The organism is Microbulbifer sp. GL-2, from assembly GCF_007183175.1.
In the GTDB taxonomy this organism is placed as follows: Bacteria; Pseudomonadota; Gammaproteobacteria; order Pseudomonadales; family Cellvibrionaceae; genus Microbulbifer.
Genome location: NZ_AP019807.1, coordinates 4,291,679 through 4,303,244 on the forward strand (window position 1 = coordinate 4,291,679; position 11,566 = coordinate 4,303,244).

At 42.8% G+C, this 11,566-nt stretch carries 10 protein-coding genes; 4 read left to right on the forward strand and 6 right to left on the reverse strand.

From position 1 onward, the window contains the following. Positions 1-514 precede the first annotated feature (514 nt). Complete coding sequence (locus GL2_RS18595; RefSeq protein WP_143732233.1) at positions 515-1,084, reverse strand: flavodoxin family protein; 570 nt, start codon at positions 1,082-1,084, stop codon at positions 515-517. After that, positions 1,081-1,965 carry an arylamine N-acetyltransferase gene (locus GL2_RS18600; protein ID WP_143732234.1) on the reverse strand — a complete coding sequence of 295 codons (885 nt, stop codon included), beginning with the start codon at positions 1,963-1,965 and terminating at the stop codon, positions 1,081-1,083. Before GL2_RS18600 ends, GL2_RS18595 begins: the two co-directional genes overlap by 4 nt. 490 nt (positions 1,966-2,455) lie before the next feature. On the opposite strand from GL2_RS18600, the gene GL2_RS22495 reads away from it, so the two are divergent. From GL2_RS22495 to GL2_RS18620, 4 genes are all read left to right on the forward strand, one after another. Beyond that, positions 2,456-2,632 (forward strand): alpha-hydroxy-acid oxidizing protein, encoded by a 177-nt coding sequence (locus GL2_RS22495; protein ID WP_143732235.1) that lies wholly within the window; start codon positions 2,456-2,458, stop codon positions 2,630-2,632. A gap of 228 nt (positions 2,633-2,860) precedes the next feature. Then, the gene (locus GL2_RS18610) at positions 2,861-3,580 is read left to right on the forward strand and encodes a hypothetical protein (RefSeq protein ID WP_143732236.1); all 720 of its coding nucleotides are present in this window, start codon (positions 2,861-2,863) and stop codon (positions 3,578-3,580) included. A gap of 21 nt (positions 3,581-3,601) precedes the next feature. Next, positions 3,602-4,615: a sensor histidine kinase gene (locus GL2_RS18615; RefSeq protein ID WP_143732237.1), complete on the forward strand. Its 1,014-nt coding sequence runs from the start codon at positions 3,602-3,604 to the stop codon at positions 4,613-4,615. Positions 4,616-4,628: 13 nt separating this feature from the next. Then, entirely contained in the window at positions 4,629-5,372 is a 744-nt protein-coding gene (locus GL2_RS18620) for a LytTR family DNA-binding domain-containing protein (protein WP_143732238.1), read from the forward strand. A 71-nt stretch (positions 5,373-5,443) separates the two neighbouring features. Here GL2_RS18620 and GL2_RS18625 read toward each other — a convergent pair whose 3' ends face one another. Genes GL2_RS18625 through GL2_RS18640 form a run of 4 tightly spaced genes read right to left on the reverse strand, consistent with a single transcriptional unit; the run spans position 5,444 to position 10,482 of the window. Then, complete coding sequence (locus GL2_RS18625; protein WP_143732239.1) at positions 5,444-6,970, reverse strand: efflux transporter outer membrane subunit; 1,527 nt, start codon at positions 6,968-6,970, stop codon at positions 5,444-5,446. Next, positions 6,948-8,069: an HlyD family secretion protein gene (locus GL2_RS18630; protein WP_197736477.1), complete on the reverse strand. Its 1,122-nt coding sequence runs from the start codon at positions 8,067-8,069 to the stop codon at positions 6,948-6,950. The genes GL2_RS18625 and GL2_RS18630 overlap by 23 nt, the downstream gene beginning before the upstream one ends. Before the next feature lie 2 nt (positions 8,070-8,071). Then, positions 8,072-8,284: a DUF1656 domain-containing protein gene (locus GL2_RS18635; protein ID WP_197736478.1), complete on the reverse strand. Its 213-nt coding sequence runs from the start codon at positions 8,282-8,284 to the stop codon at positions 8,072-8,074. A gap of 17 nt (positions 8,285-8,301) precedes the next feature. Further along, positions 8,302-10,482, reverse strand: a complete 2,181-nt coding sequence (locus GL2_RS18640; protein ID WP_143732241.1) for an FUSC family protein — start codon at positions 10,480-10,482, stop codon at positions 8,302-8,304. Positions 10,483-11,566: the final 1,084 nt, after the last annotated feature.

Consider the following 11,566-nt stretch of genomic DNA (forward strand, 5'->3'; position numbering starts at 1 on the left):
AAATTAAAGCCCACCAAACCTTTGGTTTGGTGGGAGCTATCTGAGTTTTAACCCATCACAAGCTTAACCCCTGATTACTTAGTCTTCGGATATTATTGGCACCAAATAAAATTTAACTTGATAACGACTTTTTAAGTGTATACATTTAGGCTTTACTATCAAGTACTCCCTCAGCACCCAAGATAGCTAAATACGACATCTGAATGCCGTGCGAAGCCACCCTTCAAGGAGTTCTGTGCCTCTTGACCCTACTTTTAGCTAAAAACAAAGTCACCGTAGACACATGGAAAGCTCACCAGAGCACTAGTGTGTCTTCCAGGTCCTAGCCTGTGTAGCAAGATTGGTTTCGGAGTGAAAGTAGTTGGGTTTTCTTCCCAGCCCCCAACAATTGTTACCTATATAAGGTGACCAGCCGTCAAAGCCTGACTTAATGCGGACAAGGGGCAGATAAACAATCCTTTACCCAAAGGCCCTATTTCAGCCCTGATACCCCCATGCCAGCATTGTGAAAAAGCTAATGAGGCAACAGCCTTAATGAAAGCCCCCCTACCCTCTCCCCCAGATACTGGGCGGTAAGGAGATCCAGCTGATGTAAACCCCCATCTCTCTCCGCAACAGCAACAAGGCCCGACTGACAGCCTCCGCGGTTTCTCCCCTTCCCTTCCGAATCAGTCAAAATACCCAGAGGAGCCCAAAGCATCCCCGTTTGCGCAGCAAATATTTGCATAGTCTGAATAGTATTCAGCTGGTCGCCGCTGAAGTTTCCACCGATAGTAAAACCTGCTGCCAGCTTGTCCATCCAACTGCGATCACTGTATCGTTCACTCGCTGTATCCATAAAAGCCTTAAACTGCGCCGAGACACATCCCATAAAAGTAGGTGAGCCCAGCACTATCGCTTTGCAACGATCCAGCTGGACCATGAGTTCAGAATTTCTATAGCGTCCAAGTTGAATATCCTCCCCTAGAATAGTGAGCTCTACGCCCTCACAGCCAGATACATTATTTACTCCCTCAACAACGGCTTGTGCTAAACCTCTGGTACTGTCACAAACAGAATGATACACAACACCAACTTTACTCATGACACCTCCCGGTTCATAAGGAGATCCTTGCCTTTCACCAGCTGGGATAAAGATTTTTCCGGGAAGATAGCCTCAAGTTTTTGCTCAGCTATGAGCCCGGCTGGAACTTCAATACCAAATATATCCAGGAGAGTACGACGAAGTTCCTCCACATTCGCCAGCATAATGACACTCTTCGGGCCCACAATTGGCTGGTAACTCAATTGACGATCCAATAACGCATGGCGTCCCTCCGGGAACGCCCGCGTTGCAATCAGATGTTGTACAAAACGGGATTCCGGATTAGTACAACAAAACCAGTTGGCAATTTTGTAATCGCCCAAGGTACGGGACCTGAGATCAAAGCTGTACATAGATTGCCAAACTCCTTCGACCTTTACTTGCAGAAGGTAATCCTCACCTGTTCGCGTTATTTGATAGGTTCCATGAGGTGTGCTTTGAGGGGCTGGTGAGTCCAAGCGCACCGGTGCCGTCAGAGTATTACTGCCGAACCCCACATCCACCAGATAGGGGGCCCCACCCACTTCCACCTGTAAAATCATGTGGGACTGAGCAGGTTGATGATCCGGAGAAGCTTGCCATAAGACCCGGGCGGCAAGCCCAGTGACAGTAAAACCTACCTGCTGTAACACCTCGCGCAACAAAGCATTCTGCTCAAAGCAATAGCCCCCTCGCCGGTGCCGCACTAATTTATCCTCAATAGCGGATATCTCAATATCCACCGGGCTTCCAAGAAAAGAGGTTACATTTTCAAAAGGTATAGTTCGAACATGATGGGTAAGTAGGTCCCTAAGGGTTTGCAGGTCATTGGCGGGCACACCATCGTAGCCAATGCGCTTAAAATAAGCTTGCAGATCGATATTATTTGCACTCTTTGTCATATGACTAAACTCCTCTTGGCCATTCAACAGTGAAAAACAGTCTATTACCTCAACCTTGCTTGAGGTCAATACCAAGTAGAAGATTTATCAAATACAGCTCTCGCAATGTCATTATTAAACCCACTGATCATAGATTCCCTACCTGCCTTGATAGCGTATGATTGGAAAGTGATTACAGAGACATTTAAGCATTCGAATTACTGTTTATAGGTACATCGTCCGGTATACCCACAAAAGATCAAAAAGTAACCGCCCTCACATTAATTGAAAGCCAGGGAAAAGACTGGAACCTGATCGACCGTGGGGAAGGCACCCAGCATCAAACCCTCCGAACTAATTTGTCGCTGAGTACACTTAGTCAATAAATTATTTTAGGTGCCGATGGAGTGATCATTTCAATCCACGGCGCTCGCCAACTCGACTTGAGAGAAGACACTATACCTATAGCTTATAAACTTAAAGCAACTTACCAGGATAAAATCCCCCACTAATGAAGATCGTACTTAGATCTGGCGCAGATGCAGCAAGTGTCCTAGCATTGGGACCACAGTTCAGTTTTCTGGGGAGATGCTTCATGTATAGTAATTGTGTACCAGATCAAGAGAGGACAAACCATACCATTTATCTCTTAAAAACGTGGCTAACCCAGGTAATTCAAAAAGTTTGAACAAAAACTTGTAGTTCTACATGAAAAGGCCAGATTAGCTCTCTGTTAGATACTTAATATTAGCTGGGCTGCTGATTCACAGAGATCTCCCCTTTCGCAAACTAGCAAACTTTGGTCAGTGCAGATTTCCCCCTGTTTAGAAGAATTATCCCCCTCTACATTTATTCATCCTCCCATGACCAGCCCCTACTCTTTAGCCTAAATCACTAAAGAAACAAGGAGATAATTATGGAAAGCTATGAGAAGGCAATAAATCAACAAAAGAGAATCAACATTCTACTCAGTGTGGGCCTTATTAGTTTGGGGTTATACGTAGCTATTGCCAATTCTGTGACAGAGTTTGAAGAGATTTCAGCAGAACGTATCAATATCGTCGAAAAGAGCGGGCTAAAGCGCATGGTACTTGCGAACTCAGACAAGGCTCCGGGGGCAGAAAAGTTTGGCAAGGAAGTCTTCCGAACATCCTCACCCAGACCCGGAATGATCTTTTATAACGATGAGGGGACAGAAAATGGAGGCTTTATATTCCGGGGGAAAAAGGAAGATGGTACAACTAATCATGGCCTGCACTTATCCTTTGACCGGTACAATCAAGACCAAACTTTGATGGTGCAACATATAGAACAACCGAATTATATGGTCACAGGATTAACTGTTATGGATCGCCCGGATCAGGACATGGATTTTGAGTTAGCCAGGGAGTATATCGAAGCAAAAAAACATGGGAACACGAGAAAAACCAAGAAAATTGCAAAAAAATATGATAAAGAGAAGCTTGGTGGTACTCGAAGGGCTTTTTATGGGACTCTAAACGGAGATTCAAAACTTCAACTTAATGATGCCGATGGCAATAACCGGATCCAAATGATAGTAACCAAATCTGGAGAGGCAAAGTTAGAGTTTCTTAGCCCAAAGGGAGAAGTTATCATGAGCCTTCCCCAAAAGTAAGTAGAGCGGAATAGTAAAGCCTTGAATAAGACAACCATTATCATAATAACAGTCTGCTTTTCATTTCTGGTTGTCTTATATTCAGCCATTCTACAAACCGAGCCAGAAGAAACAATAAAAATCCATTACGATGCGCCTTTTTGGATCGCTATGCAGTGTTTCTGTGCCCAATGGCTTACAGCTAAGTTTCACCAAAAGCTAACCGTCAATTCTAATATCGCTATACCGACCTCCACGCACTACATAAAAGTATTTGTACTTAGCAATCTGTGCTTCGTTTTTCCATTAACCGTACTTACTCTACTCATAGAATGGGCCTTCGGTTACCAGGAAATTGACAAAAGCCACATTTTAGCGCTTACAATCAGCCTTTTTTTATTGCACACACTCAATGGTGGAGCGGTCATTGCCCTGAAACTAATAGAGAATCTGAATTTTCAACAATTGGATCTTGAATTAACCAAAAAGGCCTTATTAGAGAATCAGGTCAAGCAGTTACAAAAGCAACTGGATCCTCATTTCTTGTTTAACAATCTCAACACCTTATCTGCTCTAATTATATCCAAGCCTGAAATGGCTGAAAATTATCTTGATACATTCACCAATATCTATCGCTATGTTTTCGACAGTCAAAAATTGGAAACCATCACTCTAGATCAAGAAATTTCCTTTGCCCAAGACTACATGTCCCTATTAAACCAGCGTTTTGCTGGCGCCTATCATCTTAGCATGGACTACAAAAGAGAGCTTGATTTGGAATATTTGACCTTACCCTGCTCTCTTCAACTGGCATTGGAGAATGTAATAAAGCACAACCAGGGTGACAAGGAAAACCCATTACCAATTAAGGTTGAAATTAATGGTGCCTGGCTTAACATCCACAATAAAATCAGACCAAAATCATATGTGAAAGCTTCAAGTGGTTTTGGATTAAAAAACCTAGAGATTCGATCAAGGTCAATTCTGGGAAAACCCATAGAGCTCAATAAAACAGCCAGTGACTTTACATTGAAAATTCCACTTATCCGCCCATAAATCGAAAAATATTATGAATATACTAATAATAGAAGACGAGCCATTAGCAGCTGAAAAGTTATCACGATATATACTTAGATATAGCCCTCAGGCAAAAATTCAGGGCCCGCTCGATAAAGTAGAAGAGGTTAAAGTGTTCTTTAACAAGAATAGACCTTTAGATCTTATTTTTTCCGACATTGAATTACTTGATGGATCTGTATTTCAATCTTTAAACGAACTAGACCTGCCGTGCCCAGTTATATTTATCACTGCTTATGATAATTATTGGATGCAAGCATTCCAAAATATGGGAATAGAGTATTTACTCAAACCATTCTCTTATAAGCGATTTATAGAGTCCATGATTGCTTTCGAACAACTTAAAGTTGCCTTTTCAAAAAAGTGCTCCACGAAAATAGATACCAAAAATAGTGACTACAAACGCAGGTTACTACTAAAAAAAAGAAAAAGCATGGAGGTTCTAGATGTAGAAGATATAATTTGCCTACGGGCAAGCAAAGGTATAATTATTGCTTACGATAAAAGGGGGTTAAGTCACATTTTAATACAGAATTCAGTTACTGATCTAGAATCTCAATTAAACCCTCAGGACTTTTTCCGAATCAGTCGCAGTGATATAATCAACATTAAATATATTCAACGATTTGAAAACTATGGCAAGGACACTTTAGCTATCTATTTATTGAATATTGATGAACCACTAATTTCCAGCAAGACAAAAAGTTCTAAGTTTCGGCGCTGGCTGACCACTTAACTAATTTTCAGGCATATAAGTCTGTATTTACAAAGGTACCTCACAATTAGGCAAAGATGGATACCTTTAATCTAATTCAGCAATTTATCCCAATAATGCGTACGTCGAAGTAAATCCTCTATTGTTTCTTCTGGAAGCAGCTCCAAAGGCATAAGGCCGTCCTGTATCTGCCAGCCTCCCCCCAAAGATAAATACACTTGTACCAGACTAGTAGCAACCGCACCCTGCGCTACCACCAGTATATCTTGCTGGTTAAGATTGGACAGCAGGGTAGTAATGACTGTATTAAATTCTATTTCACCACCAATATATTGGGTTAAAGAAAGATCTACGGCTTCTTTAGAAGCCCTTGCCGCGGTTCTATAAAAGGCCTCCTGCTCTTGTGACTTAAGATATGAAACAATTGCATTCTCGACATCTACCTGTGCCTGCAAAACAACTTGTTGATAATCAGAAACCAGCTGTTGGAAAATTGCGTCCTGAAGCCGAATATTACTACGTAGTCGTCCATAGTTGAATATATTCCAATCAAACTCCACAAACATATCCCAAGCATCACTGCTACCGTTAAGCTGCCCTCCCCTGATATTAATTGCGCCGATCAGTCCACCAATTGAAAAATTTGGGTAGAGTTCTGCTCTTGCCACCCCTATAAGCTCACCCTGTGCAGCAAGCAGACGTTCAGCTTGACGAATATCCGGGCGCTGCCTCAAAAGGTCTTGAGGCATTCCAATAACTGCTATAGCAGGGGCATATGGCACTGTTGGAGATACCGAAAGTAAATCATTCAAACTATGAGGGGGCATTCCAAGGAGTATTGCCAGAGTATTTTTAAGCTGCTGAAGAATAATCTCCAGCCCTGGTACAGTAGCCTCAGTATTACTGAGTAAGGTCTGGGCCTGCTCAGCATCCAGTGCACTGACTTCGCCAGCTCGAAATTTAACTTCGGCAATTCTTAAACCCTCCCTCTGTATACGGATGTTTTCCCTTGCAACCTCGAGGCGGCGCTTCACTGTGCGAATATTGATATATGACTGGGCTACTTGGGCAATGATTGAGACAAGGAGACCATCATACTCAGCCAAGCTGGCCTCAAAGTCCGCCGCAGCAGAGTTTACAGAGCGCCTTAATTGCCCCCACATATCCAATTCCCAAGTCAAGTTGAAATTGAAATAGTATTCACTCTGTACATCACCCGGCAACCCTGATCGCACGTATTTTGAACGATCCACAAGCCCCTCAATTTGCTGCAGCTGGGGATATTGATTACCGATAGCAATGGCCACTATCTGCTGGGCCTGTAGTGCCCTCAAGGCAGCAGATCTCAGTTCCAAGTTATTGTCGATCGCCTGGGCCACCAGTTCGTCCAGTACTGGATCAGCAAATGCGGATTTCCACCAAAATGGGTTGATTGCTTCCAGAGTATCTAATCGCATGTCAGTTCCATAAATCCAAGAATCCTCCACCGTGACAGGAGGCGGCTGATAATCTGGACCTAACATACAACCGCCACTTAAGGAAGTTGAAAGAATACCGACAACTACTTGCAGGCATAAAGAGCTTATATTATTGAGCTTAAGGTGAGTGCGCCGCTTCATCTTGTTCGGCGCTCGCAGTATCGCTCAATATGAGCACTGAACTAGTGAAACCAACACGAAGCTCCACAAGCTCAGGAGTTTCAGTTAAATGGACTCTAACGGGTATCCTTTGAGCAAGGCGAATCCATTCAAATGTCGGGTTGACTCTCGGTAGTAGGTCATTACCAGCTGTTCCATCGTCCTGCGCTATCCCCCAGCCAATACTTTCTACATAGCCTTGAAGAGGTCTGTGCGGATAGGCCATCAATGTCACTATTGCACGATCTCCTGGCGATATACGTCGGATAAAGGTTTCACGAAAATAGCCTTCTACTCGATAGGTGCTGACATCTACAATCGACAGTGCCGGTTGATTGGCTACCGCCTGATCACCAAAGCGAAAGTCTAGATTGGTCACAAAACCCGAAACAGGTGCGATTACAGTAGTATATTCAAGATTAAGCTCCGCCTGGCGTACCATGGCAAGAGCCGCACGTACACCTGGATTATCTGCTCCAAGGGCTCCAAGTTGTGCCCGAACTCTTGCCAGGTCTGCTTGTGATTGCTCCAGAGCAGCTATGGATTCGGCAAGGCTGGCCTCTGCACCAGCACGGTATTCTATAGATGATTCATATTCAGCTTCGGCTGCCTGAAGGGATCGCACCGAAGTAGCGCGCTGCGGAAGCAATTCCCGTTGGCGCTCATACTCAGCCCTGGCTTTGATAATCTCGGCATCCAGTGCATTGATATTACTTTTTGCCAGATCTATCGCTGCGGAAGATTCACGTAGCCTGGCTTCATAGGCGAGAATATTCTCTCTGTCAGCGTTATAGGTATCGATAGCCTCTTCATACTGAGCCTTGGCCTCTGCTAAAGCAGCTTCATAGGTTCTTGGATCTATCTGAAACAGAAGCTCTCCCTGGTTGACAAACTGATTATCTTTTATTGGCAACTCAACGACTTGGCCAGAAACTCTTGGAGTGACCTGAATTATATCTGCCTGAACTTTTCCATCTCTGGTCCAAGGGTTATTAAGGTACTTCCAAAACTGAAGTACCAACGAAAGTAGAGCAATAAAAACTACACCTGCGGTAAAGATGTATTTTCTATACTTCTTCACTCTTATATACCCACAAATATGGAACCGATAAAAACTGAATATATTATGCTCAACGAGATAACAACAACCGGAGGATTTGCAAAATATCTCGAAAGGCGATAACGATCCAGAAGCCTTGCAGTCACTAATGCTGCAATTACTCCCAACACCCCAGCCACCAAAACCGGGGAAAGAAAAAAACCACCTATTGACACATCATGGGGTATCTTTTCCATACATTAACCTATTTAACTCAAAGGCATCTTTCTTCACAAAAAAATTCCCAATCTACAGATTCTGACAGGCGAAAGAATTCAGCCAGGTAGTTATTAATACAGTGTGTAACACCCAGGAAATACAGAAAGTTTGACACTCCCTCTTTTGATTGCTCACTACATTCTCGCAGCTCCATCAACTCACTGACATCAACATTCGCCCTGTCAAAAATCCTTTTATACCCCCTCCTCAATGACTCAATATTAATTGTTCTTTTCTTTCCAGAAAGATAGAACAGTATTTTTGCGGCAAGACAGCGCCAAATGAAAGCTTCACGAAGCATTCTTTTCGTTGCAACCAAATTCATCTTGGAACTGTCAATTCCATGTAAAATCCTGACCTGGTTGGCAACCAACATCAACAAGTCAATAATCCTCTTCAATTGATCTTCAGACATACCCCTGACATGGGATTTATCGATACCCTCTTTCCAATAAAGAATATTCTTATGGGAAATCATGACGATATTCAAATGATACAATATATATAATCGATAAAAGATAGAGTATCTTTTAGATGGCGATACATCACCCTCCACCACCAATCGAGCAGCACTACTCAGAAGTCTATCTATATTTTTTTTGAAATTTTTTTCAGGGTGTGAAGTGAAAGGTATATTTCTTGAAATAGCCAGTATGCAAAAAATTATCGCCAACACAAATATATAATTTGTATACACAACAAAGCTATACACCTGCTCATTGCTAAAATTAAAGATAATCTGTGGAAAGATAAGAACCAGGGTTCTTATCATTGACTGAGCCCCGAATGCCTTATTTGCAAAATAAGAAATAACAAAAGTCCAGACAAATATCATCAACCCCAAAGAATAATATCCAGGCAGTTTAGGCATAACAAAAAAATATAGAGGCGCAGACATTAAGCAAACCAGAATTGTATACAAGCATGTTTCAAACAATCTAATTTGCGGGCTAACGGCTGCGATGATCGCTATAATAGTAATTAATAGTACAACTAACAAACCACCAATCATATCTGGAACAAACAAATAGGCCAGGTAAGAGATCCATATACCGACAAGTACACGAACAACATTGGCGAGCCTGTCAGGGTCCGGCATAAAGAGACCAAACCAATATACCTCTCCTTCACCTGAATCACTTAAATATGAGGCCCCAGGATCTTGGATATCGTTTACAGAATATATTAGTGCTCGGGATTCAACCTCCAGATCATTTAGCGAGCGGCGTGTTACCGCTAGCCCCGCCGTCTCGGAAGTCGACAACTCTTTTACTTTTTCAATATTCCCCCTGACAACCCTTTCCTGTGCGCTGCCTACCGGCTTCCCCTCCTCAATCGCAAAACTCACTTTCTTAAAACGACTCGACATTTCCCTCAAATAATCCCTCATTCCTATAAGGTATTTTGTTATTCCCAGATCACTGGAAAGCGCCAGGCTCTCTTCCAACTTAAGTAGCGACTGTGTCACAGCCGTTGCACAATACCCAAAACGGTCCCATTGCTTACGGCATTCCCAAATTTCGTAACTGTCAGAAGTGGCATCATTAATCGCAACGCGTAAACGTGAGTCAGCCTTTAACAGTTCAACACGCTTTTCTCTAAGAATTTTTACTTTTTTTCGATCTTGGATACTGCTAAAACATCTATCCGCAAAAATCCGATGCGACTCTAAAAGAGCAATTGCGGCCTTGTGAAGCTCTTCACGACTACAATTAGGCCATATTAATACCGCGATGAGACCATAAACGATAATCCCGAGCAAAGATTCCTGAATACGTAAAATACCCTCCTCATAAGAGATCGATAAATCTCCGCCTGTCGCATCCCACAATAATAATATGACATAACCACATGTCATCCAAAAATACTGGCGCTTTGACCTTTGCAGAAAATATACACAACCGGCAACCCAAATAGAGAGCGCGATCATAAAGAGCCATCGATCTTGGGGGAACAGCGCGACAATTATCCACCCCCCCAGTAGAGCAAAGAGAGTCCCGAGAATCCACAAAATGGCGCGATTTAAAGACTGCCCTAGATTTGCCTGACTGCATACAATAACAGCAAATCCGCCCCAAAATGGCTTCTCCCAATTAATACTCATTGCGATGGCATAAACAACTACTAAGGACAGCGCAATTTTTATCGACTCTTTCGCATTACGGGACAGATGCAAAGTTATCTCCAACAGTTTTCACGATACCTCAACAACACCTGTTTATTCTTTGGCGCTAAAGGGCATGTATACGATTAATTTGTGACGGTTGGCCGAAAGTAGTATGGCATATAGAGGGACAGGTAAATCAGAGACTTAAGAAGCTAATTCAACTAAGTTTAACCCACTTCATCACCCGTGAAGGCGCCTTAATCTATCCTGCATCTAGATGTTGTCCACACGCAAAAGCGATTATTTTGGCATCCAGGTGTTTATGGCGTAAAGAAGGTTTTCTTATGTAAAAATTGAGAAAGGTTAAACTTACTTCTAACTCGCATTCTACATTTAAAATGTAGCAACAACATACTTATAAGAATTTTTAAAGCTTACGCCCCTACCCTCTCCTTTATCTTTATCTCACCTAAGCACTGGCACTATCTCAGCCGGAATTTTGAAAGCCGCTTTAAAGGTTTTGTAGGTTCTGCTGAGGCCGTACGAAACGCTTGCAGGCAACTCGATAAGCGCTGCGTACAGGCATAAGCGTCTGTCGACGCTACCTTTCTGCGGCACCCTGCTAACACCCTCCCACTCTCTCGATACCATTTTCCACTTTTATTCAAAGCCACAATTTTTCTAAGCCCAAGTATAAATCTTCAGGCTTCACCTCACCTTATCTATAAAGCAGAAAGAAATTGCCACTGGAACTAGCGCCAGCAACGCTGTTAGCGCCTCTCTCTAATCTATGGGTGTCCAGAATTGCTCCTAGATAAAGGTGCGCAAGTACTAGGGTGCCGGTTGTACGATTGTCGAGGCTTACTTTCCACCAAGCCCAGATCAATCTGTAGCAGATATTTTTGACCGGTTGTTTATTGCTTATGCAACCCTGATTCCAGACACTCCCCTATTCTTCATTCTGCTTACCATCTCCGACAAGAAGGAGATAGCCACTAAATCCGGTGACGCGATTCTTTTGCTATTCGGTCATTATTTAGAATAGTGGCTGGAGTGGTTGGCAGTTTGATTATAGACGACAAGACTTTTTTTTGCCTTTTATTTCCTAGCTAAGGTTGACCAGTTGATGCTGGGTGCTTTTTGATCGTTTTTT

Bases quoted from the DNA above. Each gene is read 5' to 3' on its own strand.
- GL2_RS22495 (WP_143732235.1), top strand. From the start codon at position 2,456: ATGAAGATCGTACTTAGATCTGGCGCAGATGCAGCAAGTGTCCTAGCA.
- GL2_RS18595 (WP_143732233.1), bottom strand. From the start codon at position 1,084: ATGAGTAAAGTTGGTGTTGTGTATCATTCTGTTTGTGACAGTACCAGA.
- GL2_RS18620 (WP_143732238.1), top strand. From the start codon at position 4,629: ATGAATATACTAATAATAGAAGACGAGCCATTAGCAGCTGAAAAGTTA.
- GL2_RS18610 (WP_143732236.1), top strand. From the start codon at position 2,861: ATGGAAAGCTATGAGAAGGCAATAAATCAACAAAAGAGAATCAACATT.
- GL2_RS18600 (WP_143732234.1), bottom strand. From the start codon at position 1,965: ATGACAAAGAGTGCAAATAATATCGATCTGCAAGCTTATTTTAAGCGC.
- GL2_RS18635 (WP_197736478.1), bottom strand. From the start codon at position 8,284: ATGGAAAAGATACCCCATGATGTGTCAATAGGTGGTTTTTTTCTTTCC.
- GL2_RS18625 (WP_143732239.1), bottom strand. From the start codon at position 6,970: ATGAAGCGGCGCACTCACCTTAAGCTCAATAATATAAGCTCTTTATGC.